The organism is Variovorax guangxiensis, from assembly GCF_003952165.1.
GTDB lineage: Bacteria > Pseudomonadota > Gammaproteobacteria > Burkholderiales > Burkholderiaceae_C > Variovorax > Variovorax guangxiensis.
In genome coordinates this window covers 98,279-119,012 of record NZ_RXFT01000002.1, presented here as the reverse complement: position 1 = coordinate 119,012, position 20,734 = coordinate 98,279, and the positions used below count along the sequence as shown (strand labels likewise).

The 20,734-nt window shown below is 69.0% G+C and carries 24 protein-coding genes; 12 read left to right on the top strand and 12 right to left on the bottom strand.

The window, feature by feature from the left end; genetic code table 11:
* The first annotated feature begins 11 nt into the window (after positions 1 to 11).
* From EJP67_RS06245 to EJP67_RS06230, 4 genes are read left to right on the top strand one after another with little or no spacing between them, the layout of a single operon-like run.
* Positions 12 to 581, top strand: coding sequence for an OsmC family protein (locus EJP67_RS06245; protein WP_126020697.1), 570 nt, complete (start codon positions 12 to 14; stop codon positions 579 to 581).
* A complete protein-coding gene (locus tag EJP67_RS06240) occupies positions 565 to 1,425 on the top strand; it encodes an ABC transporter ATP-binding protein (protein WP_126020695.1) in 861 nt (286 codons plus the stop codon). The genes EJP67_RS06245 and EJP67_RS06240 overlap by 17 nt, the downstream gene beginning before the upstream one ends.
* Complete coding sequence (locus EJP67_RS06235; protein ID WP_240650543.1) at positions 1,422 to 2,273, top strand: ABC transporter ATP-binding protein; 852 nt, start codon at positions 1,422 to 1,424, stop codon at positions 2,271 to 2,273. The genes EJP67_RS06240 and EJP67_RS06235 overlap by 4 nt, the downstream gene beginning before the upstream one ends.
* Positions 2,274 to 2,300: 27 nt before the next feature.
* Positions 2,301 to 3,185: a VOC family protein gene (locus EJP67_RS06230; protein ID WP_126020693.1), complete on the top strand. Its 885-nt coding sequence runs from the start codon at positions 2,301 to 2,303 to the stop codon at positions 3,183 to 3,185.
* Between the two features lie 57 nt (positions 3,186 to 3,242).
* Here EJP67_RS06230 and EJP67_RS06225 read toward each other — a convergent pair whose 3' ends face one another.
* The gene (locus tag EJP67_RS06225; RefSeq protein WP_126020691.1) at positions 3,243 to 3,665 is read right to left on the bottom strand and encodes a winged helix-turn-helix transcriptional regulator; all 423 of its coding nucleotides are present in this window, start codon (positions 3,663 to 3,665) and stop codon (positions 3,243 to 3,245) included.
* A gap of 142 nt (positions 3,666 to 3,807) precedes the next feature.
* On the opposite strand from EJP67_RS06225, the gene EJP67_RS06220 reads away from it, so the two are divergent.
* Positions 3,808 to 4,404, top strand: a complete 597-nt coding sequence (locus EJP67_RS06220) for a dihydrofolate reductase family protein (RefSeq protein ID WP_126020689.1) — start codon at positions 3,808 to 3,810, stop codon at positions 4,402 to 4,404.
* A 124-nt stretch (positions 4,405 to 4,528) separates the two neighbouring features.
* Positions 4,529 to 4,954 carry an RcnB family protein gene (locus tag EJP67_RS06215; RefSeq protein WP_126020687.1) on the top strand — a complete coding sequence of 142 codons (426 nt, stop codon included), beginning with the start codon at positions 4,529 to 4,531 and terminating at the stop codon, positions 4,952 to 4,954.
* A gap of 77 nt (positions 4,955 to 5,031) precedes the next feature.
* Here the strand turns inward: EJP67_RS06215 and EJP67_RS06210 are convergent, their stop codons facing one another.
* Entirely contained in the window at positions 5,032 to 5,298 is a 267-nt protein-coding gene (locus EJP67_RS06210; protein ID WP_126020685.1) for a hypothetical protein, read from the bottom strand.
* 127 nt (positions 5,299 to 5,425) lie between these two features.
* Positions 5,426 to 6,370: a CysB family HTH-type transcriptional regulator gene (locus tag EJP67_RS06205; protein WP_126020683.1), complete on the bottom strand. Its 945-nt coding sequence runs from the start codon at positions 6,368 to 6,370 to the stop codon at positions 5,426 to 5,428.
* 180 nt (positions 6,371 to 6,550) lie between these two features.
* Between EJP67_RS06205 and EJP67_RS06200 the strand changes: the two genes are divergently transcribed.
* Positions 6,551 to 7,153: a TetR/AcrR family transcriptional regulator gene (locus tag EJP67_RS06200; RefSeq protein WP_126020681.1), complete on the top strand. Its 603-nt coding sequence runs from the start codon at positions 6,551 to 6,553 to the stop codon at positions 7,151 to 7,153.
* A 223-nt stretch (positions 7,154 to 7,376) separates the two neighbouring features.
* Positions 7,377 to 8,294, top strand: coding sequence for an alpha/beta fold hydrolase (locus EJP67_RS06195; protein WP_126020679.1), 918 nt, complete (start codon positions 7,377 to 7,379; stop codon positions 8,292 to 8,294).
* Between the two features lie 36 nt (positions 8,295 to 8,330).
* Here the strand turns inward: EJP67_RS06195 and minE are convergent, their stop codons facing one another.
* From minE to EJP67_RS06165, 5 genes are all read right to left on the bottom strand, one after another.
* A complete protein-coding gene (gene minE / locus EJP67_RS06190) occupies positions 8,331 to 8,609 on the bottom strand; it encodes a cell division topological specificity factor MinE (protein WP_019653579.1) in 279 nt (92 codons plus the stop codon).
* A 3-nt stretch (positions 8,610 to 8,612) separates the two neighbouring features.
* Positions 8,613 to 9,428 carry a septum site-determining protein MinD gene (gene minD, locus EJP67_RS06185; RefSeq protein ID WP_126020677.1) on the bottom strand — a complete coding sequence of 272 codons (816 nt, stop codon included), beginning with the start codon at positions 9,426 to 9,428 and terminating at the stop codon, positions 8,613 to 8,615.
* Positions 9,429 to 9,500: 72 nt separating this feature from the next.
* On the bottom strand, positions 9,501 to 10,259 hold the full coding sequence (minC, locus tag EJP67_RS06180) for a septum site-determining protein MinC (protein ID WP_126020675.1): 759 nt from the start codon (positions 10,257 to 10,259) through the stop codon (positions 9,501 to 9,503).
* A gap of 228 nt (positions 10,260 to 10,487) precedes the next feature.
* Entirely contained in the window at positions 10,488 to 11,771 is a 1,284-nt protein-coding gene (locus tag EJP67_RS06170) for a solute carrier family 23 protein (RefSeq protein ID WP_126020673.1), read from the bottom strand.
* Between the two features lie 136 nt (positions 11,772 to 11,907).
* Positions 11,908 to 12,330 (bottom strand): hotdog fold thioesterase, encoded by a 423-nt coding sequence (locus EJP67_RS06165; RefSeq protein ID WP_126020671.1) that lies wholly within the window; start codon positions 12,328 to 12,330, stop codon positions 11,908 to 11,910.
* Between the two features lie 97 nt (positions 12,331 to 12,427).
* Here EJP67_RS06165 and EJP67_RS06160 point away from each other — a divergent pair, with 97 nt between their 5' ends.
* Together EJP67_RS06160 and EJP67_RS06155 are read left to right on the top strand one after the other, a co-directional pair.
* The gene (locus EJP67_RS06160; RefSeq protein WP_126020669.1) at positions 12,428 to 13,774 is read left to right on the top strand and encodes a hypothetical protein; all 1,347 of its coding nucleotides are present in this window, start codon (positions 12,428 to 12,430) and stop codon (positions 13,772 to 13,774) included.
* Positions 13,775 to 13,861: 87 nt separating this feature from the next.
* Positions 13,862 to 14,290, top strand: a complete 429-nt coding sequence (locus EJP67_RS06155; protein WP_126020667.1) for a surface-adhesin E family protein — start codon at positions 13,862 to 13,864, stop codon at positions 14,288 to 14,290.
* A 16-nt stretch (positions 14,291 to 14,306) separates the two neighbouring features.
* Here EJP67_RS06155 and EJP67_RS06150 read toward each other — a convergent pair whose 3' ends face one another.
* The 3 genes from EJP67_RS06150 to EJP67_RS06140 form a co-directional block, all read right to left on the bottom strand.
* Positions 14,307 to 15,695 carry a tripartite tricarboxylate transporter permease gene (locus EJP67_RS06150; protein WP_126020665.1) on the bottom strand — a complete coding sequence of 463 codons (1,389 nt, stop codon included), beginning with the start codon at positions 15,693 to 15,695 and terminating at the stop codon, positions 14,307 to 14,309.
* Complete coding sequence (locus EJP67_RS06145) at positions 15,692 to 16,144, bottom strand: hypothetical protein (protein WP_126020663.1); 453 nt, start codon at positions 16,142 to 16,144, stop codon at positions 15,692 to 15,694. The genes EJP67_RS06150 and EJP67_RS06145 overlap by 4 nt, the downstream gene beginning before the upstream one ends.
* 67 nt (positions 16,145 to 16,211) lie before the next feature.
* Positions 16,212 to 17,504 carry a hydroxymethylglutaryl-CoA reductase, degradative gene (locus EJP67_RS06140; protein ID WP_126020661.1) on the bottom strand — a complete coding sequence of 431 codons (1,293 nt, stop codon included), beginning with the start codon at positions 17,502 to 17,504 and terminating at the stop codon, positions 16,212 to 16,214.
* Between the two features lie 137 nt (positions 17,505 to 17,641).
* On the opposite strand from EJP67_RS06140, the gene EJP67_RS06135 reads away from it, so the two are divergent.
* A complete protein-coding gene (locus tag EJP67_RS06135; protein ID WP_206169460.1) occupies positions 17,642 to 19,033 on the top strand; it encodes an aminotransferase-like domain-containing protein in 1,392 nt (463 codons plus the stop codon).
* 9 nt (positions 19,034 to 19,042) lie between these two features.
* Here EJP67_RS06135 and EJP67_RS06130 read toward each other — a convergent pair whose 3' ends face one another.
* The gene (locus EJP67_RS06130) at positions 19,043 to 19,825 is read right to left on the bottom strand and encodes a crotonase/enoyl-CoA hydratase family protein (protein WP_126020657.1); all 783 of its coding nucleotides are present in this window, start codon (positions 19,823 to 19,825) and stop codon (positions 19,043 to 19,045) included.
* A gap of 95 nt (positions 19,826 to 19,920) precedes the next feature.
* On the opposite strand from EJP67_RS06130, the gene EJP67_RS06125 reads away from it, so the two are divergent.
* A complete protein-coding gene (locus tag EJP67_RS06125; RefSeq protein WP_126021257.1) occupies positions 19,921 to 20,709 on the top strand; it encodes a PaaX family transcriptional regulator in 789 nt (262 codons plus the stop codon).
* The last annotated feature ends 25 nt before the right edge of the window (positions 20,710 to 20,734 follow it).

Below are 20,734 nucleotides of genomic sequence, written 5' to 3'. Positions count from 1 at the left end.
AACACACCACCATGAGCCACCTCAACGACTACCTCGCCGAGAAGCGCGCCGCCGTGCTGGCGCGCAATGCCGCCATCGAAGCCGGCACAGCGCGGCCCGTGCAACTCAAAGCAAGCGTGAAAGCCGAGGGCCGCAGCGGTGTGCGCCGGCTGCGCATCCGCGAACACCAGGTCATCAGCGACAGCCCGCCGGACTTCGCTGGCTACGACCTCGGGCCCAGCTCGCCCGAGCTGCAGCTGGGCGTGCTGGGCACCTGCGTCACGCACATCTTCCTGATCCAGGCGGCCGAGCGGCAGGTTCCGCTCGAGAGCCTCGAGGTGGAGGTGACGGGCATCATCGACCCGCGCGGCGGCAAGCCGGGCCACGAGAAGACGCCCATCTGGCCGCACGAGATCGGCTACACGGTGCACATCGACTCGCCCGCGAGCCGCGAGGAGATCGATGCGCTGTTCGAGGCGGTGGAGCGCAACTGCCCCATCCTCAACCTGCTGCGCAACCCGCAGACCATCCGCGCCGAGGTGAAGCACTTCGACTCGAAGGCTCGGGCGGGGGAGAAAACGGTCGATGCCGTCGCTGCTTGAGATACGCGGCCTCGTGCGCCGCTTCGGCGGGCTCACGGCCGTCAACGCGGTCGACCTGCACGTGGGCGAGGGCGAATTGCTGAGCGTGATCGGGCCGAACGGCGCGGGCAAGACCACGCTGTTCAACCTCGTGACCGGCCTCGACCGGCCCGACGAAGGGCTGGTGCTGTTCGACGGGAACGACATCACCGGCCTGCCTGCGCAGCAGCTCGCGCAACTCGGGCTGGCGCGCACCTTCCAGCACGGGCGCGTGTTCGCGAATCTGACTGTGCTCGACAACGTGCTGGTCGGCGCGCACACGCGGCTGCGTGCCGTGAAACCGCGCCTGGGCGGTGTGCCCGGGCTGGGCGCCATCGCCGAGCTGGCACTCGCGCTGGTGCAGCCCGGCGCGGTGCGCCGCGAGGAAGAGGCGCTGCGCGAGGAGGCGCGAGAGATCATCGCGCTCTTCGGCCAGCGCCTTGCCCCGCGCATCGACCACCCGGCCTACAGCCTCTCCTACGCCAACCGCCGCCGCGTGGAGATCGCACGCGCGCTCGCGCTGAAGCCGCGCCTGCTGCTGCTGGACGAGCCCACCGCCGGCATGAACGAGAGCGAGACGGCCGAAATGCTGGAGATCATCCGCGGCCTGAAGGCGCGCGGCCAGGCCATCCTGCTGATCGAGCACAAGCTCGACCTGGTGATGCAGCTGTCTGACCGCGTGGCCGTGCTCGACGACGGGCGCAAGATCGCCGAAGGGCTGCCGGACGAGGTGCGCAACGACCCGGCGGTGATCGAGGCCTACCTCGGCCATCGCCATGTGGGCTCGGTGGAAACACCGAATGAAGAAGAGGCGGTGCCCGCATGATCGCCACAGTCGCCCGCACAGGCCTCGCTCCCTCGCCCCTCTGGGGAGAGGGTCGGGATGAGGGGCAGCCCGAACGCAGCGCAGCACCTGCCTCCCATGAGCCGCAGCAGGAGCAAGCGCTGCTCCAGCTGCGCAAGATCAACAGCTTCTACGGCCCCGTGCAGGCGCACTTCGATCTCGACATCGAAGTGCACAAGGGCCGGATCGTCAGCCTGCTCGGCGGCAACGCGAGCGGCAAGTCGACCACGATGAAGATCGTGCTGGGCCTGCTCAAGCCGCGCTCGGGCGAGGTGCTCTTCAACGGCGAATCGACGCTGGGGCTGAGCACGCCGCAGATCGTGCGCAAGGGTATCGGTTCCGTGCCCGAGGCGCGCCGTTTGTTCCCCGCGATGACGGTGCGCGAGAACCTGCTGATGGGCGCTTATGCGCGCGGTGACCGCAAGGCCGTGGCGCAGGACCTGGAGCGCATGCTGGAGCTGTTCCCGCGCGTGGCCGAGCGCATCGAGTTCCAGGCCGGCACGCTCTCGGGCGGCGAGCAGCAGATGGTGGCGATGGCGCGCGCGCTCATGGGCCGGCCGCAGCTCATCTGCATGGACGAGCCGACCATGGGCCTGTCGCCGCTGTACGTCGACAAGGTGCTGGAGCTCATCGCGCGCATCAACGCGCAGGGCGTGTCGGTGTTCATGGTCGAGCAGAACGCGAGCCTCGCGCTGCAGATCGCGCACCACGGCTACGTGCTGCAGACCGGGCGCATCGTGCTGTCGGGTCCGGCGCGCGAGCTGCTGGCCGACACGCGCATCCGCGACGCCTACCTCGGCGGCGGCGGCGCGGCGCGCACCGCATCCTGAACCCGGAAATCCACGGAGAACGCATTCATGGCACTCAGGCTCGACCACATCGTCATCGCGGTCCACGACCTCGAACGTACCATCGCCGACTACGGCGCGCTCGGATTCCACGTGCTGCGCGGCGGCGAGCATCCGGGCCGCGCCACGCACAACGCGCTGGTGGTGTTCGGCGACGGCAGCTACCTCGAGCTGATCGCGTGGCGCGAGCCTTCGCCCGGCGAGCGCTGGTGGCAGCTGCTGCACAAGCACGGCGAAGGCATCGTCGACTTCGCATTGCTGCCGCGCGACACCGCCGCCACCGTGGACGATGCGAAGGGGCGGGGGCTCGTGCTCGAAGGTCCGCTCGACGGCGGCCGCGTGCGGCCCGACGGCGAACGCCTGCGCTGGCAGACCGCGCGCCCGCTTTCTGCCGACCTGCCTTTCCTGTGCGGCGACCTCACGCCGCGCGCCTTGCGAGTGCCTGAAGGCGAGGTGCGCGTGCACGCCAACGGCGCCCTGGGCGTCGCGAGCCTGGCGGTGGCGGTCGCCGACCTCGATGCCACGCTGGCGCGCTACCGCGCCCTGCTCGGCAGCAGCATCGCCGCCGATGCCGACACTCACGTCGGCGAACCCGTGGCCGTGCCCGGCAGCAACGTGCGCATGGCCGTCATCGCGCTGGGACGCAGCGTGCTGGTGCTCTCCTCGCCGAGAGAGAACGGCGGCGGGGGCAGGCTCGGCCAGCGCCTCGCGGCGCGCGGCGAAGGTCCCTATGCGCTCGTGCTGCACACCGACAGGCCGCAGTCCACGGGCAGCTTCGACCTGGCGAAGGCGCACGGCGCGTTGATCGAACTCGACCTGCCGCCGGTGGACCCCGATGCGAGGCGCGGCAGCGGCTCGCGCGTGCACCAGGCCCACAACACGGTCGGCGGCTGAGTCTTCGCTCCACCAGCCAGGGCTGAGTGCCGGCCCGTTGGCCGCCGCGTTCTGGCTCTAGTGCGAGTCGAGGTGCGTCTTGCGCAACTCGGCCTGCATCTTCTTCTGCAAGGCGGCGCCGCCCTTTTCGAGGGCCACGGAAGGCGCTGCACTTTCCTCGGTCACCGGCCGGTACTTGCGGCCCCAGATGCCGATCTGCGTGACCACCGGCAGCAGGTCGATGCCCGTCGGGGTGAGGCTGTAGACGGCCTTCTGCTTGTGGCTGGGGTCGTCGGCCTTCGAGAGCACGCCGTACTCGACCAGCTTGTTCAGCCGCTCCGCGAGGATGTTGGAGGAGATGCCTTCTTCCGACTGCAGGAACTCGCGGAAGTGCCGCTTGCCCGCGAACATCATGTCGCGAACGATCAGCAGGCTCCACCGGTCGCCGAAGACTTCGAGCGCGAGGTTGATCGGGCATGCCGACTTTTCGCTGGAGGCCATGGTCTTTCCGATCTCTTTCAAAAACTGCTTGCATTTTTATATCGGTTGACCAACACTGCAACTGCTTGCATTTGGCAATCAGTTCTTCAACTCTCGCCGGCTACTGCAGAAGCTTGCCGGCAACGATTCAAGAGGAATGCGCATGACCAGAAAGCTCATCCTGCAAATGCAGATGTCGGTCGACGGCTATGTGTCGCCGGCCAATGGCAGCCTCGACTGGCAACTCTGGGGCTGGGGCGATCGCTGGGGTTGGGACGACAGGCTGAAGCGCGACTTCAACGCCGTCTTCGAAGGCATCGACACCATCCTGCTGAGCCGGCTCATCGTGCAGGAGGGCTACCTCGATCACTGGGGCCGTGCCGCGAAGAGATTTCCCGCGGATCCGCACTACGCCTTCGCGCAGAAGATCGTCGAGGCGCGCAAGGTCGTGCTCACCGACAAGCTCGAGTCTTCGCGGTGGGAGCGCACCGTCATCGCAAGGGGCGGCATGGCGGAAGAAGTGAACGCGCTGAAGCGCGAACAGGGCAAGGACATCATCACCATCGGTGGCGTGGGCTTCGCGTCGGCGCTCGTGGCGGCGGGGCTGGTCGACGAGTTCCAGTTCTTCGTGAACCCCACGGCCGTGGGCGCGGGGCGCTCGGTGTTCCACGACCCCCACAAGGGCCACAAGCTGCGGCTGATGGGCTCGACGGCCTACGAGAGCGGCATGGTGGTCAACCGCTACGTGCCAGTCACATGAAGGACAAGGCGCCGCGCGGATACCAGCGCTTACCTGATTTCACCTGACCGCGACCTGAAGCGGCCGAATCGGATACACGCGCGGCACACAATGAACTCGTCATCAACGCATGAAGGAGTTCCGGATGAAGACCAACTCGAAGATCATGGCCGTGGGCGCCGCGGCACTCGCGATGTGCATGGCCGCAGGGAGTGCCTTTGCGCAGGATCGGCGCTTCGACAACAACGGCCGTCCCGGCGATGGCCGCTATGAGCAGCGCGACCGCAATTTCGATCGGCGCGGCCCGCACGGCGACCACTACCGCGGCAACCAGGACTTCCGGGATGGCCGCCAGTTCGACCGCCGCGGTTTCCCGCAACCGCATACGGAATGGCGTCGTGGCGGCCGCGTGCCGCCGGAGTACCGTGGCCGCAACTACGTGGTGCAGGACTGGCGCGCCTACAGGCTGCAGCAGCCGCCCCGCGGCTATCAGTGGGTGGGCGTGGGCGGCGACTTCGTGCTCGCGGCCATCGCCACGGGCGTGATCGCGAACATCATCGCCGGCCAGTAAGCGGAACCGGCACGTGTCGCAAGGCCGCCGCAAGCAACTGCGGCGGCTTTTTTCGTTTGCGCGGAGAAGGAAGGCCCTCAGGCCAATGCCGCGGGTATCGACTGGGCGCAGACGTTGCGCCCCGTGATGGTCAGGCGCAGGCCGCCGCCGTGCCACTCGAGCCAGTTGAGGCTCACGTACGCGTCGATGTCGGCGTCGTCGATGCGGTCGGCCTGTCGGCTCTGCAGCAGTTCAACCGTGGCGGGCAGGCTCCGTCTCAGGCGTTCTCGCCGCTCCGCTGCATCGGCCGCCCTCCGGGAGGCCTTTGTTTGCTGTTGCTGCTGCTGCGAGGTCGACGATGCCATTGCTGATCCATTTCCAGGAAGCCAAGGAATTAACCCGAATGTACGCCGCTTGTGTGAAGCTTCAGACTTCTTTTTTAACCATTCTGTCGTCCCCGGTACACAACCGCTTCCAGCTTCTGGACAAAGCCTAGATTTCGTAGTGGGAGGCCTTCTCCTGGTCTCCCAGAGCCCCTTCGACGACCGCGCGCGTCAGCGTGGGCGCGAAAGATTCGATGAAGGCGTACACATACTTGCGCAGGTAAGTGCCGCGCCGCACGGCCAGCTTGGTGAGGTTGATGCCGAAGAGCCGCCCCGCGTCGATTGCGCGCAGCTGCGTGTCGCGCTCGGCCTCGTAGGCCACGCCGGCCACGATGCCGATGCCCAGGCCCAGCTGCACGTAGGTCTTGATCACGTCGGCGTCCATCGCGGCCAGCACGATGTTGGGCTGCAGTCCGCGCTGCTCGAAGGCCTCGTCGATGCGCGAGCGGCCGGTGAAGCCCGTGTCGTAGGTGATGAGCGGATAGCGCGCGAGCGCCTCCAGCGTGAGCGGCGCGTCGAGCAGCGGATGCCCCGGCGGCACTATTACCGAATGCGTCCAGCGGTAGCAGGGCAGGGCGACCAGCTGCGGATAGTCGCCCAGCGCCTCTGTGGCGATGCCCACGTCGGCCTCGCCGTCCAGCAGCATCTGCGCGATCTGCTTGGGCGAGCCCTGGTGCAAGTGCAGCTTCACGTTCGGGAACTGCGCGCGGAATTCCTGCACGGCCACCGGCATCGCGTAGCGCGCCTGCGAGTGCGTGGCCGCCACCGAGAGCAGGCCGCTTTGCTGCGCGACGAACTCCTGGCCCGCGTGCTTGAGGTTGCTGCTCTCCATCAGCATGCGCTCGATGATCGGCAGCACGTGCCCGCCAGGTTCGGTGAGCCCCGTGAGCCGCTTGCCGGCGCGCACGAAGAGTTCTATGCCGAGCTCTTCCTCGAGCTCGCGGATCTGCCGGCTCACGCCGGGCTGGGAGGTGTGCAGTGTGTGGGCGACTTCGGTCAGGTTGAAGCCGCAACGAACGGCCTCGCGTACCGAGCGCAGTTGTTGGAAGTTCATCTGGCGCGGAGGAGTCATCGAAGCCCCGGCTGGGGCCGACCGGCGATTCTCGGCAGAAGCGCTTATTCGGGGAACGATGCGTTTGTTGGTTTCACATGAGCAAAACATCTTTAAGGCGCTCCAGCAGCGGCCTTTCTCCAGGCACTTGTGATTTCGCACGGCTGTGCTAAAGTTCGCCGCATGGACGCCAAGACCCAGAAAAGCGAACTCACCCGCGCCGCCATCGTCGGCGCGGCAATGAACCTCGCGCTGGCAGAAGGCCTGGAAGCGATCACGCTGCAGGCCGTGGCCAGCAGGCTGGGCCTGTCCAAGAGCGGCGTGTTCTCGCGCGTGGGTTCGCGCGAGGCGCTGCAGAAGGCCGTCATCGAGGAGTACGGCCGCGGCTTCCTGGCCGATGTGTTCGTGCCCGCCATGCAGAAGCCCAAGGGCCTGGCCCGGCTCAACGATATCGTGTCGCGCTGGATCGCCCGCACGCGCGATGTCGAGATGCACACCGGCTGCCTCTACATGGCCGGCGCCTTCGAGTTCGACGACCGCGAGGGCGAGCTGCGCGACGTGCTGCTCGGCGAAATCACCCGCTGGCGCGCCGCGCTGCGCCGCACCGTGCTGCAGGCCATCGAGACGGGCGAGCTCAAGGCAGACACCGATCCGGCGCAGCTCGTGAGCGAGCTCAACGGCGTGACCATGACCCAGCTGCACGACGCGCGCTTCCTGCGCGACCCGCAGGCCGCCGACCGCGCCACCCAGACCTGGCAGCGGCTTCTTTCCAGCTACCTCGCCTGAGCGAGGCCCCTTCAAGAACCAGGCGGATTCCCTGCGTTCGATTTGCCAAAATTTCGCACAGCCGTGCGATAAAACAGGAGAAGCACCATGCTGATCATTGCCCTCTTTCTAGCCGCCTACGCGGCCGTCCTTGGCATCAAGGGCCTTCGCGACACCCTGCGCAGCCTGCCGCGCAGCAACCGCGACTGGGTCTGGTACTGAAGCCCGGAAGGACCACCGATCCATGACGAGCACTTCCCCTCCAGCAGCCGGCCACGCCGCGCAGTCCAACTACTACCGGCCCAGCCGCACGATGCGCGCGCTGCGCTTCGGCCTCACCACCTCGCAGCGCTTCTGGCCGGCGCTGGCGGTGCGCGCCGCCTACCGCGTCTTCGGCACGCCGCTGCCGCCCAAATGGCTCTATCGCGGGCAGGGCCCCGGTGCCGAATGGCGGCGCGAGGACTGGTCCTTCGAAGAGGCCAGCGTCGGCATCTACCACCTCGCCGCGCAGGACTCGGGCGCCGAGTCGGCACCGGTGGTGCTGCTTGTGCATGGCTGGGGCGGCCATGCGGGCCAGATGCTGCCGCTCGCACAGGCCGTGGCCGCCGCAGGGCTGCGGCCCGTGCTGCTCGAGCTGCCGGCCCATGGCCGCAGCGCCGGCACGATGAGCAATTCGCCGCAGTTCGCGCGCGCCATCGCCTACGTCGCGGCCCGGCTGGCGGCCGATGGCCATGCATTGCGCGCCGCCGTCGCGCATTCGCTGGGCGCCAACGGGCTGGCCCTGGCTGCCGCACGCGGGCTACCGGCCGAGCGCCTCGTGCTGCTCGCTCCGCCCGCTTCGCCGCGCGAATACACGCGCTACTTCGCCCACACCTTCGGGCTGAGCGAAGCCACGCGCCTCGCGATGCAGCGGCGCTTCGAATCGCGCGAGGGCGTGCTGATGCCGCAGCTCGAACCGGCGGCGGTGGGCCCGCGCATCGCGCAGCCCACGCTGATCGTTCATGACCGCGACGACCGCGTGAACCGCTTCGCCGACGCGCAGGCGTATCGCGATGCGATCCGCGGTGCGCAGCTCGTAGCCACGCAGGGATGGGGACATCGCCGCATCCTCAAGGAAGCCGAGGTGCTGACGCAGGTGGCGCGCTTCGTGGCGCAGCGCTGAACGCGGGCCCGGCGCTGCGCTTCAGGTCCTTCGCGCTCAGCGCGCCGGCGTCGGAGCCGGGTCGGGCAGCTCGATCTTGATGTCGAGCACTTCGAGGTTGTCCTGGGTCTCCAGGTTGACCTTGATGTCGTCCGCGTTGATCGACACGTACTTGGAAATCACCGCCACCAGCTCGCGCTGGAGTTCGGGCAGGTAGTCGGGCCGCTTCTTGCCGCTGAGGCTCGAGCGCTCGTGGGCGAGGATGATCTGCAGCCGCTCTTTCGCGACGCTCGCAGTCTTCTTCTTTTCGCCCAGCAGGAACGAGAGGAAGGACATGGGCTACTTGCTCCCGAAGATTCGCTTGAAGAAGCCCGGCTTCTCCGCCTCGACGAAGCGCATCGGCCGGTCCTCGCCGAGGAAGCGCGCCACCACGTCGGTGTAGGCCTGGGCCACGTCGGTTTCCTTGTCGTGGATCGCCGGCACGCCCTGGTTGGAGGCGTGCAGCACGCTCTCCGACTCGGGGATCACGCCGATCAGCTTGATGCGCAGGATGTCCTGGATGTCCTCCAGCGAGAGCATCTGGCCGCCTGCCACCCGGTTGGGGTTGTAGCGGGTGATCAGCAGGTGTTCCTTGATGGGCTCGCCGCCTTCCTTGGCGCGCTTGGTCTTGCTGCTGAGCATGCCCAGGATGCGGTCGGAGTCGCGCACCGAGGACACCTCGGGATTGGTCACCACCAGCGCCTCGTCGGCGAAGTGCATGGCCATCATGGCGCCGGTCTCGATGCCCGCGGGCGAGTCGCAGACGATGTATTCGAAGTCCATCGCGGCGAGGTCGGCCAGCACCTTCTCGACGCCTTCCTGCGTGAGCGCTTCCTTGTCGCGCGTCTGCGAGGCGGCCAGCACGAACAGGTTGTCGCACTGCTTGTCCTTGATGAGCGCCTGGCTCAGGTTGGCCTCGCCCTGGATGACGTTGATCAGGTCGTACACCACGCGGCGTTCGCAGCCCATGATCAGGTCGAGGTTGCGCAGGCCCACGTCGAAGTCGATCACCGCCGTCTTCTTGCCCGCGAGCGCGAGGCCCGACGCGAAGCTGGCGCTCGTCGTCGTCTTGCCGACGCCGCCCTTGCCCGAAGTCACCACCACAATTTTGGCCATGGCCATTCCTTCTTGTTTCGATTCAGTTGTTGCTTGTCAGGGTCGCCGCATTCCGTGATCGGGTTCGTCCGGTCAGGGAATGGGGTCGATGGAAATCTTCTTGCCGTCCAGGCGCACCTGGGCCGGCTTGCCCAGCACCGTGTCGGGCAGCGGCACCTCGTTGGTCCGGTAGATGCCGGCCACGGCTACCAGCTGGGCCTCCATGCAGGTCGAGAAGATCCGCGCCTCGGTGTTGCCGCGCGCGCCGGCAATGGCCTTGCCGCGCAGCGGCGCGTACACGTGCACGTTGCCGTCGGCGATGACTTCCGCGCCGAAACTCACGATGGCGGTTACCACCACGTCGCCGCCGCGGGCGTAGACCTGCTGGCCCGAGCGCAGCGGCTTGTCGATCAGCAGCGTGCCGTTGGCCGGCACCGGCACCTCGCGCACGATCTGCGGGGCCTCGGAGGCCGGGGGCTCGGCCGGCGGGGCCGGGGCGCGGGGCGCCGGGGCCGCGGGCATGGCCGCCACCGAGAGGCCGGCCGCGCGCGCTGCGGCGTGCTGGGTGTCGTTGCCGCCGCGCACCGCGATGGGCTGCGTCTGGTGGCGTGCCAGCAGGCCGCGCAGGGCGGCGAAGTCGATGTCGCCGTCATCCTGCGACTCCTGCAGCAGCGAGAGGTCGATCACCACCGGCTCCTGCTCGAAGAAGTCGGGCGAATCCGCCAGCTGGGCGTCGAGCGCCTCGGCCAGCACGTCCAGGTCGGACGTCTTGAGGATCACTGCGATCAGCGGCAGCGTGGCGCTCTTGAATTCGAAAACCGCCTTGGTGCGCGCGGCGGAGACATCGGCCATTGGGAAAACGTCGGTGCGAAAAGCGTTGGAGTCTAACGGGCGCGGGCCAAAGGCCGGTGAAGGGCCCCCGCCTCAGGCCCTCCGGCAAACACTTCTTTCATGAGGTTACCAAGCTAACCCCAGGCTTCGCGGCACTTCGTGTCGCTTCGCCAACCCCCTTGCAGGGGGCGATACCGGTGGCCCGGCAAAGCCGGTTCCACGGTATCCCTGGAAGGGCTCGCTCGCAGTTCAATTCCTGGAGCGGCCCAGCAGCGCGTAAAGAATGATCGCGCCGAAGGTCGCGCAGCCGATGCCGCCGAGGGCGAAGTCGCCGAACTTCAGCGTGAAGTCGCCCGTACCGATGATCAGCGTGATGGCCGCCACGATCAGGTTCCTGTTCTGCGAGAAGTCGACCTTGTTGTCGACCCAGATCTTGGCGCCCGCGATGGCGATCAGGCCGAACACCACGATGCTCACGCCGCCCATCACCGGCAGCGGAATGGCCTGGATCAGCGCGCCGAACTTCGGGCTGAAGCCCAGCACCAGCGCGATGACGGCGGCCACCACGAACACGGCGGTGGAATAGATGCGCGTGGCCGCCATCACGCCGATGTTCTCGGCGTAGGTGGTCACGCCCGTGCCGCCTGCGGCGCCGCTCACCACGGTGGCGATGCCGTCGCCGATGAAGGCGCGGCCCATGTACGGGTCGAGGTTGCGGCCGGTCATGGCCGTCACCGCCTTCAGGTGGCCCAGGTTCTCGGCCACCAGGATGATCGCCACGGGCGCGATCAGCAGCATCGCGTTGGCCGTGAACACCGGCGCGGTGAAGGTCGGCATGCCGAACCAGGCCGCGTTGGCGATGCCGCTCAGGTCCACCGGCTTGCCCATGCCCATGCCATTGGTCAGCGCGGCGTAGACCAGCGTCGCCAGAATGAGCCCCACCAGGATCAGCAGGCGCTGCAGCATGCCGCGGGTGAACACCGCCACCAGGCCCACGCAGAGGAAGGTCACGGCCTGCATCCAGGCGTCGAAGTTGCCGGCCGCCATGTTCTTGACCGGCACGCCCGCCAGGTTGAGCCCGATCACCGCCACCACCGCGCCCGTGACCACGGGCGGCATGAAGCGCTCGATCCAGCCCGTGCCGATGGCCTGCACGATGGCCCCGATCAGGATGTACACCACCCCGCAGGCCACGATGCCCCCCAGCGCCACCGCGATGTTGGCGTTGGGCCCCTTGCCCGTGTAGCCGCTGGCGGCGATCACCACGCCGATGAAAGCGAAGCTCGAGCCCAGGTAGCTGGGCACCTTGCCGCCGGTGACGAAGTAGAAGATGAGCGTGCCGATGCCGCTCATCAGGATCGCGATGTTGGGGTTGAAGCCCATCAGGATCGGCGCCAGCACCGTGGCGCCGAACATCGCGATGACGTGCTGCACGCCCATCGCGCCGGTCTGCAGCCAGGGCAGCCGCTCGTCGGGCGCGATCACCGCGCCGTTGGCCAGCGCGGACGCGGGCCGTTCAGTCCAGTTGAACATTCTTCTATCTCCTCTTGTTGGATGTAGTGCTCGGTGGCCGGGACGTCCCGGCTTTCCCGGGGCGTGATTGTGGGTGATGAACCCCGCCCTGAACACCGGCATGCACCCTGCCGCAGGAGAAAGAAAACCGCCGCCTTCAGCGCGCCTGCAGCACCGCCATCGTGATGCGCGATACGCAGGTCAGCTCGCCCGCCTCGTTGGTCAGGTCGATCTGCCAGACCTGCGTGGTGCGCCCCCGGTGCACCGGCCGCGCCGTGCCGATCACCCAGCCGCTGGTCACCGAGCGGATGTGGTTGGCGTTGATGTCCAGGCCCACGGCGCGGTCGCCCTCGGGGGCCGAGTAGTGGGCGCCGCAGGAGCCCAGCGTCTCGGCCAGCACCACCGACACGCCGCCGTGCAGGATGCCGTAGGGCTGGCGGGTGCGCTCGTCCACGGGGCAGCGGGCGCGGATGAAGTCGTCGCCCACCTCCAGGAACTCGATGCCCAGCGCGGAGACGACGGTGCCCACGTGGTTGCTCGTCAGGGTCTCGACGGAGACCTCTTTCTTCCAGATACGCATTCAGTGCCTCTTTCTTTCTTCCTGCCTGTAACAGTGGCCAAAACTATAGCGATGGCGGCTGACAAACCGAGTCGCCTTTGCGTGCTACCTTGCGCCGATGAAGCTCCCCCTGCGCCGCTGGCTCCTCGGCATCGCCGTTGCATTGCTGCTGGGCGTGGGCGCGCTGGTGTGGGTGGTGAGCGCGCGCCTGCCCACCGACGACGAGGTGGCCGCGAAGATCGCCGAGGCCTTCGAGAAGCGCTTCGGCGTGGCCCTGAAGGTGGGCGGCGCCCATTGGGCGCTGGTGCCGGTACCCGTGCTCGTGCTGTCCGACATCGCCACCGACCAGCCCCGTCCCATCACCCTGCGCCGCGTGAGCGTGCAGCTGCAGTTCGCGCCGCTGCTGCAGCGCGTCATTGCGGTGGACGAGATCGAGGTCGACGGCCTGGTGTTGCCGCGCGCCTCGGTGCGTGCCTTCCGGGGCAAGGGGCCCAAGCCGCGGGAGAGCGGGGAGGGCGTCATCGCGTTGCCGGCGCCATGGACGCTCGCGCCCGTCCCCGTGGAACAGCTGCGCTGGCGCGACGTGAGCTGGATCGACCGGCGCGACATCTCGCTGGCCTACGACGGCGACATCCGCTTCGACCCCGGCTGGCGGCCGCGCCAGGCCCGCATCGAGCGCGCCGGCACTCCCTCTGCGGTGCGCCTGCGCCTGGACCGCCAGGCCGGGCAGGACCGCTGGCGCACCCGCATCGACGTGGGCGGCGGCACCTGGAACGGCGTCTCCCGCCTCGAGACGCAGCCCGACGGCAAGCTCCAGCTCTCGGCCGACCTGGAGCCGCGCCAGATCGACATCGAGAGCCTGGTGCAGGCCTTCGGCCGCCGCACCTCGGTGGCCGGCAAGTTCTCGGGCACCACCACGCTCGCGGCCGAGGCGGCGAGCGCCGAGGATCTCGGCGCGCTCATCCGCAGCCTGCACACCCGCACCACCTTCTCGGTCCAACCGGCCACGCTCACCAGGCTGGACGTGGCCAAGGCCGTCACCACCGCAGGCATCAGCCGAGGAGGCACCACCGCGCTGGACGAACTCACCGGCACCCTCGACACCCAGGGCACCGAGGACGGCGTGGTGATGCAGTACAGCAACCTCAAGGCCCGCTCGGGCGTGCTCACCGCCAGCGGCAACCTGAAGCTCTTCAACCGCAAGCTCGACGGCGAGATCGCGGTCGACCTCGTCGACGGCGTGGTCGGCGTGCCGCTGAAGGTGGGCGGCAGCATGAGCGACCCCGAACTCTCGCTGACCGGCGCCGCGCTCACCGGCGCGGCCATCGGCAGCGCGGTGCTGCCGGGTGTGGGCACCGCCATCGGGGCGCGCGTGGGGCAGCAGGTGGAAAAGCTGTTCGGCGGCGACAAGCCGAAGCCTGCGCCGAAGCCGACCCCGAAGAAGACCCAGCCGAAGCCGCGCTGAGCTGCCCTGGGCCTGCTTTGATATCTTCCGGCTGCCGGCCGGCGCCGGCCCACGCAGACATACAGAACCACACAGGGAGTCCGAGCCGTGAACCCGTTCCTTCGCCTGATCCCCGCCGTCGGCGTCCTTGCGCTGGTGGCCGCCGTCCCTTGTGTCTCCGCGCAGCCCCAGCCGAAACAGCAGGAGTGGACACAGCTCATGACCACGGCCCGCAAGAAGGTTTCGCTGAAGATCCCGTCGATCCGCCCCCACGGCGAATTCGTCGAGGCCTGGACCCGCTACGACTACTTCGAGCTCCAGAACGACGTGGGCAAGCAGCCCTTCCGCGCGTCCAACTACCTGGGCGACTACGACTGCAAGGGCCGCCGCGAGAAGATGCGCCGTGTCGTCAGCTACAACGGGCCGCTCGAGGTGCACGACCTCGACATCGGCCGCCACACCCGGTGGTCGCCCGTCGGCAAGCCCGAGACGGTGAGCGGCGCGGTGTTCGAGGCGGTCTGCGCGAAGGTGCGCTGACAGCCTCTTTCTCCGATCAGCCGAAGGCCTTCACCACCGCAGGCACCGTCAGCACCGCCGTGTAGTAACCCATGAACTGCACGCCGGTGTTGAAGCCGATGGCGCGCGACAGCAGCCCGCCCAGCAGCCCCATCGTCAGGATCACCAGCAGCCCGAGCAACTGGCCTTCCCACACGCTGATCACCACGATCAGCCCCACGAAGGTCGCGATGATCGCCTCGTGGCTGACCTTGCGCGAGACGAAGAGCGCCGCGCGGCGTGCGAAGTTCATCGTGAACGGATAGGCCACCAGCGCCGCCAGCACCACCGCCAGCATCCCGTAGCCCAGGAACTCCCAGTGGCTCAGCAGGTTGTGCAGGTTGTGGGTCTGGCCGCTGGCCGCGTCGATGGTGAAGACGGGCGGCGCGTTGAAGAGCGGCGCGGCCGGCCCCGCGGCCACCGGGCTCAGCGGCAGGCCGATGGCGATCAGCGGAATCAGCGCCTCGGCGATGTAGGTGGCCTCGGTCACGCCGTTGCGCGCGGCCAGCGTGGTCGTGAGCCGATGGTAGGCGTGCTTCACGCGCGAGCCCACCAGCTCGCCGAGCACCACCGTCATCGCGACGGGGCTGAACACGAAGGTGGCGCTGGAGACGGCCGCCGTCGCGAAGGTCCACTTCACCTGCCCGCGGTCTAGCACCTTGAACGGGTTCGGGAAGTAGCCCGACCAGCCCTTCACGTCGGGCGCCAGCGAGAAGGTGCGCACCTTCTCGCGCTTCATGCGCGCACGCGCGGCCGGCGAGATCACCGAGAACAGGTCGGCCACCAGCGGCCCGATGGCGATGCCCAGGAAGTAGCTGATGCTGAGCTTCACGCCGTACTTGCCCGTGAGCGCCTGCAGCGCCACGATCACCACCACGAAGGGCACCAGCGTCGCCACCGAGGCCCAGCGCCCGCTCGAGAAATACGCGATGGCCACGGCTGCCACCACGAAGATCCACGGCGCCGCCTTGGTGATGGCCGCGCCGTAGGGCGCCAGCAGCACCGCGAACAGCACGGCCAGCGGCACCGAGATGAAGGCCGCGATGATCGCGCCCGACACCATCTTGCGCAGCGCGATGTGCGGCACGCCGAGGTTGCGCAGCACGTTGGCGTCCTGCAGCAGCGGCGTGGCCATGGTGTCGCCCGGAATGCCCAGCAGCGCCGTGGGCACCGCGTGCGTCATGTGCTTGGCCACGGCCGCGGCCAGGAAGAAGGTGAAGACGCCCTCGGGCGGTACGCCCAGCAGCACCACCAGCAGCGTCAGCGGCGCGAGCGTGGTGGTCTCGTCGGTGCCCGAGACGAGACCGATGGCGGCGAACACCACGGCGCCGACAAGGCCCATGCCGGTGGCGACGAGGATCTGGTCGAGCAGCGATGCGGCGATCATGGCGCGCCGCCTTCCTGCCGCGCGGCGCGTGGCCGGTACGAGGCGAACAGGTCGTGGATCTCGAGCTCCTTCATCTCGCGCACCACCGCAGGGGGCAGGTCGGCCACCGAGCCCAGGTCGCCGTGCTCGCCGGCCAGTTCGGCCAGCACTTCCTCGCGCCAGCGCGGATCGGCGCCCGTGCCCTCGATCACCTCGCGCTTGGGCGTGAAGAGCCAGGCGCAGATCAGGCCCGACAGCACGCAGCCGCCCAGGCCCGCGAGCATGGCGTAGGCCCGTGCCAGCTCGGGCGTGCCCACCGTGCTCGCGAGCACGCGGTTGGCCACCAGGAAGCCCGCGAGGCTCACCACGAGGCCGATGGCGATCGACCACGCGAGGTGGCCCAGGTCGGCGGTGTCGCCCCATATTTCAACCAGCCGCCATCTCGCGCGGCCTGCACTGTCCGTCTTCATGCTGTCGTCTCCGTCGTTGTTGTTGATGCGGGCGCGGCCCGCAACGCCTTCCTGTCTGCCTGCCTGCCTACTTCTTGTTCTTGCGCAGCGCTTCGAGCAGCGCCACCGCGCGGTCGGTGCGCACGTCGTGCTCGGCCGCCATCTGCTTCGCGACGGCGTCGATCTCCTCGCCGGCGGCACCGGCCACCAGCGCGATGTTGCGTGCGTGCAGTGCCATGTGGCCGCGCTGGATGCCTTCGGTGGCCAGCGCGCGCAGGGCGCCCAGGTTCTGCGCAAGGCCCACCGCAGCGGCCACTTCGCCGAGCTCCTGTGCCGACTGCACGCCGAGGACCTTCAGCGCCAGCCGCGCCAGCGGATGCGTCTTGGTGGCGCCGCCCACCAGCCCCACCGGCATCGGCAGCTCGATGGTGCCGACCAGCGCGCCGGTGTTGTCCTTCTCCCAGGTCGTGAGCGAGGTGTAGCGGCCATGGCGGCAGGCGTACGCGTGTGCGCCTGCCTCGACCGCGCGCCAGTCGTTGCCGGTGGCGACGATCACCGGGTCGATGCCGTTCATGATTCCCTTGTTGTGCGTGGCCGCGCGGTAGGGGTCGACGGCCGCGAAGGTGTAGGCGTCGATCACGCCTTCCACCACTTCCTCGCCGCTGCGCTCGCGCGTGGCGAGCACGGCCGGTGCGAGCCGCACGCGGGCGCGCGCCAGCCGCAGGTCCGCGAGGTTCGACAGGATGCGCAGCCGCACCGTGCCGCCGGTGAGCTCCTCGACCAGCGGCGACACCGCCTCGGCCATGGTGTTGACCGTGTTCGCGCCCATCGCGTCGCGCACGTCGACGATCAGGTGCATCACCACCATCGCGCCGCGCGGCGTGCTCTCGAACACATGCACCTCGATGTCGCGGCAGCCGCCGCCCAGGCCGATCAGCACCTTGTCGCGGCTGTTCGCTATTTCCAGAATGCGCTCGCGCGCCCGCAGCAGCGCGAGCCGCGCCCCCTGCGGATCGCCGATGCCCACCACCTGCACCTGCGCGCGCATCAGCGGTCCGGTGCTCGATGCCTCGAAGCCGCCGCCTTCGCGCGCCAGCTTGGCCATGAACGAGGCCGCGGCCACCACCGAGGGTTCTTCCACCGCCATCGGCACCAGGTACTCGCGGCCGTTCACCACGAAGTTGCCGGCCACGCCCAGCGGCAGCTCGAAGGTGCCGATGACGTTCTCGATCATGCCGTTGGCGCGGTCCATGCCCAGGGCGCCGGGCCGGGCGAGCAGGGCGGTCTCGTCGGCGGTGAGCGAGGCGATGCCCGCGATGTGTTCGAGGCGCTGCGCGGGTGTCAGTGCGCGGAAGTTGGGAAGGCGGGAATCGGCGACCATCGTTGCGTGTCTCTTTTGAATGCGAGTTCGGGAGCAGGCAATTTAGGTCGGCTGTACCGCCGCCGGAAGGCACAGTTTGGCGGGACAGTGGAGACAGTGGGTGGCCGTTCGCGCCCGCTGTGTCACAGTCGCAGGCCATGACCACCATCGCCGATTCGCTCGCCAACGCCATCGAACGCCAGATCGCGAGCGGCGCCTACAAGGCCGGCGACAAGCTCCCCTCGCTGCGCGAACTGGCGCAGCTGCACGGCTATGCGAAGAACACCGTGGTCGCCGCCTTCGAGCTGCTGGTGTCGCGCGGGCTGGTCGAGCCCAGGCGCGGCTCGGGCTACTTCGTGTGCGCGCGGCCCTCGGCCCCCGGGCCCGCGGAGGAAGACGCCGGCAGCCTCGGCCGCGCGATGGACATCGTGTGGCTCATGCGCGAGCAGCTCAAGACCGAGCCCGACGCGATCGCCGTGGGCGACGGCTTTCCGCCGGTCGAGTGGCTGGCCGACGTGCGGCTCGACAAGTACCACCCCAAGGTCGTACGCACGGGGCTCGGCGCGCTCTTTCGCTACGGCAGCCGCTTCGGCTACGCGCCGCTGCGCGATCACCTCGTGCGCAAGCTGGCCGACTTCGGCATCGGCGCCGAGCCGCGGCAGATCGTGCTCACGCACGGCGCCAACGAGGCCATGGACATCGTCATCCGCTATTTCGTGCCGCCCGGCGGCAAGGTGCTGGTGGACGACCCGGGCTACTACCCGCTGTTCGGCAAGCTCAAGCTCGCGGGCGCGCAGGTGCTGGGCGTGCCGCGCCTGGCCGACGGGCCCGACCTGGAAGCGCTGGAGCGCCTGCTCGTTGCCGAGCGGCCGCGCCTCTTCTTCACCCAGTCGATCGCGCACAACCCCACCGGCTCCGACATCTCGCCCGCCAAGGCATTCCGCGTGCTCCAGCTCGCGCAGAAGCACGACCTGCTGATCGTCGAGAACGATCCGCTGGCCGACTTCAAGCCCACGGCGCTGCCCCGGCTGGCCGCGCTCGACCAGCTGGAGCGCACGATCTACATCGGCAGCTTCTCCAAGTCGTTCTCGGCCGCGCTGCGCGTGGGCTTCATCGCATGCGGCGCCGACCTCGCGAGCGATCTCGCCGACCTGAAGGCGCTGATCCACGTGAGCAGCTCGGAGTACGCCGAGCGCACCGTCGACGTCATCCTCAGCGAAGGCCACTACCAGCGGCACCTGAACCGGCTGCAGACGCGGCTGGGCGAGGCCACGCGCAACGCGATGAAGCTCTTCGAGTCGGTCGGCGCGGAAGTGTTCGCGCGCACTCCCCAGTCGCTCTACGTGTGGGCCGCGCTGCCCGGCGTGGCCGACTCGCTGGCCTTCGCCAAGGAGCTGCTGCCGCGCAAGATCGTGATGGCGCCGGGGCGCATCTTCGCCGTCGACTCGACGCAGGTGTCGCGCTGGTCGCGCTTCAATGTCGGCGCCATGGCCGACCCGCGCTTCGCGAAGGCGCTGCGGACCACGCTGCGCCGCATCGGCCAGGGGTAGGCCAGGTTTTCAGCTTCCGAACTCGCCGTGGCGCCCGGCGCCGCCGGCAAAGCGCGCGGCGCCGGCCTGGCCCTCGGCGAAGACCACCGGCACGCCCAGCGCACCTTCGCGGCGCAGGGCCTCGGCCAGCGGCATGTCCCATTGCTCGTAGGCGGAGCGCCGGTCGGCCAGCATGCAACGCTGCGGAAAGGCGGCGATCTCGCGCGCCAGCTGCTGCGCGGCGGCCAGCGCGCCGCCGGGCGGCGTCATGCGGTTGACCAGGCCCATCGCGAGCGCCTCGGGCGCGCCCACCGGGCGGCCCGAGAGGATCATGTCGAGCGCTCGCCCCATGCCCACGATGCGCGGCAGCCGCACCGTGCCGCCGTCGATCAGCGGCACGCCCCAGCGGCGGCAGAACACGCCGAACACCGCGTCCTCGTCGGCCACGCGCAGGTCGGCCAGCAGCGCGAGCTCGAGGCCGCCGGCCACCGCGAAGCCGTTCACCGCCGCGATCAGCGGCTTCGACAGCGCCATGCGCGTGGGGCCCATCGGGCCGCTGCCGCCGCCTTCGGGGTCGAGCTCGTTGCGGCGGGCGGGGTCGCCCACGGCGGAGAGGTCGGCGCCCGCGCAGAAGTGGCCGCCCGCGCCGGTCAGCACCGCGACGCGCAATGCATCTTCGGCCTCGAAATGGCCGAAGGCTTCGCGCAGTTCGGCCGCCACCAGGCCGTCGACCGCGTTGCGCTTGTCGGGCCGGTTCAGGGTGATGGTGCAGACGGCGCCATCTGTGTCGCAGTTCACGTATTGCATGGCCATGCGCGCATCCTTCCGGGCAAACTTACATGCTCGATCGCTCACGATGATCGTAGGAAATATTTCTCTCCCCTGCAAACATGGACAAAGTATGTAATGTGCCGGTCGCCGTCCCCAGCGCGCCCGACCTGATCCTCGACCTTCTGGTGGCCGACGGCGGCACGCTGAGCGCGCAGGCGCTGTGCCGTGCGGGCGCGCTCATGGGCATCGGCGAGTCGACCCTGCGCGTGGGCCTGACGCGGCTCGCGGCCGAGGGCAAGATCGCGCGCGGCGAGCGCGGCAGCTACATGCTCGACCGCAAGGGCGCGGCGCTGTCGCGCACCGTCGATGCCTGGCGCAACCGGCAGGCGCAGACCGTCGCATGGCGCGGCGACTGGCTGGCGGTGCACGACGCCGGCGTGCCGCGCGCCGACAAGACCGCGTGGCGCCATCACGCGCTCGCGCTGTCGCTGCGCGGTTTCGCCGCGCTGCACCCGGGCCTGCACATCCGGCCCGACAACCTCTCGGGCGGCCTCGCGGCCGAGCGCAAGCACCTGGCGGCACTGGGGCTGTCCTCCGGCGCGCTGGTGTTCCGCATCGCCGACCTCGACGATGCGGCTCAGGCGGCCGCGCGCAAGCTGTGGAATGTGCGCGCCATGGAGGCCGACTACCGCCGCCTGCAGACGGGCGTGGAACGCAGCGAGAAGCGGCTCGCCACCCAGAAGCTCGAGACCGCGACGCGCGAGTCGCTGCTGCTGGGCCGTGCCGTGATCGCGCACATCATCCGCGACCCGCTGCTGCCGGCCGAACTCATGTCGACCGCGCCGCGCACCGCGCTGCTCGCCGCCACCCGGCGCTACCAGGACAAGGCGCTGGTGCTGTGGCGCAAGTGGCTGGCGCAGCCGTAGCAGTGGGCGGTCATCTGCACCGGCG

Excerpts from the sequence above, each read along its gene's own strand:
- EJP67_RS06235 (WP_240650543.1), top strand. The coding sequence starts at position 1,422 with ATGATCGCCACAGTCGCCCGCACAGGCCTCGCTCCCTCGCCCCTCTGG.
- EJP67_RS06225 (WP_126020691.1), bottom strand. The coding sequence starts at position 3,665 with ATGGCCTCCAGCGAAAAGTCGGCATGCCCGATCAACCTCGCGCTCGAA.
- EJP67_RS06195 (WP_126020679.1), top strand. The coding sequence starts at position 7,377 with ATGACGAGCACTTCCCCTCCAGCAGCCGGCCACGCCGCGCAGTCCAAC.
- EJP67_RS06220 (WP_126020689.1), top strand. The coding sequence starts at position 3,808 with ATGACCAGAAAGCTCATCCTGCAAATGCAGATGTCGGTCGACGGCTAT.
- EJP67_RS06130 (WP_126020657.1), bottom strand. The coding sequence starts at position 19,825 with ATGGCCATGCAATACGTGAACTGCGACACAGATGGCGCCGTCTGCACC.
- EJP67_RS06245 (WP_126020697.1), top strand. The coding sequence starts at position 12 with ATGAGCCACCTCAACGACTACCTCGCCGAGAAGCGCGCCGCCGTGCTG.
- EJP67_RS06215 (WP_126020687.1), top strand. The coding sequence starts at position 4,529 with ATGAAGACCAACTCGAAGATCATGGCCGTGGGCGCCGCGGCACTCGCG.
- EJP67_RS06140 (WP_126020661.1), bottom strand. The coding sequence starts at position 17,504 with ATGGTCGCCGATTCCCGCCTTCCCAACTTCCGCGCACTGACACCCGCG.
- EJP67_RS06135 (WP_206169460.1), top strand. The coding sequence starts at position 17,642 with ATGACCACCATCGCCGATTCGCTCGCCAACGCCATCGAACGCCAGATC.
- minE (WP_019653579.1), bottom strand. The coding sequence starts at position 8,609 with ATGTCCTTCCTCTCGTTCCTGCTGGGCGAAAAGAAGAAGACTGCGAGC.
- EJP67_RS06200 (WP_126020681.1), top strand. The coding sequence starts at position 6,551 with ATGGACGCCAAGACCCAGAAAAGCGAACTCACCCGCGCCGCCATCGTC.
- EJP67_RS06150 (WP_126020665.1), bottom strand. The coding sequence starts at position 15,695 with ATGATCGCCGCATCGCTGCTCGACCAGATCCTCGTCGCCACCGGCATG.
- EJP67_RS06240 (WP_126020695.1), top strand. The coding sequence starts at position 565 with ATGCCGTCGCTGCTTGAGATACGCGGCCTCGTGCGCCGCTTCGGCGGG.
- EJP67_RS06165 (WP_126020671.1), bottom strand. The coding sequence starts at position 12,330 with ATGCGTATCTGGAAGAAAGAGGTCTCCGTCGAGACCCTGACGAGCAAC.
- EJP67_RS06210 (WP_126020685.1), bottom strand. The coding sequence starts at position 5,298 with ATGGCATCGTCGACCTCGCAGCAGCAGCAACAGCAAACAAAGGCCTCC.
- minC (WP_126020675.1), bottom strand. The coding sequence starts at position 10,259 with ATGGCCGATGTCTCCGCCGCGCGCACCAAGGCGGTTTTCGAATTCAAG.
- EJP67_RS06230 (WP_126020693.1), top strand. The coding sequence starts at position 2,301 with ATGGCACTCAGGCTCGACCACATCGTCATCGCGGTCCACGACCTCGAA.
- minD (WP_126020677.1), bottom strand. The coding sequence starts at position 9,428 with ATGGCCAAAATTGTGGTGGTGACTTCGGGCAAGGGCGGCGTCGGCAAG.
- EJP67_RS06145 (WP_126020663.1), bottom strand. The coding sequence starts at position 16,144 with ATGAAGACGGACAGTGCAGGCCGCGCGAGATGGCGGCTGGTTGAAATA.
- EJP67_RS06170 (WP_126020673.1), bottom strand. The coding sequence starts at position 11,771 with ATGTTCAACTGGACTGAACGGCCCGCGTCCGCGCTGGCCAACGGCGCG.
- EJP67_RS06160 (WP_126020669.1), top strand. The coding sequence starts at position 12,428 with ATGAAGCTCCCCCTGCGCCGCTGGCTCCTCGGCATCGCCGTTGCATTG.
- EJP67_RS06205 (WP_126020683.1), bottom strand. The coding sequence starts at position 6,370 with ATGAACTTCCAACAACTGCGCTCGGTACGCGAGGCCGTTCGTTGCGGC.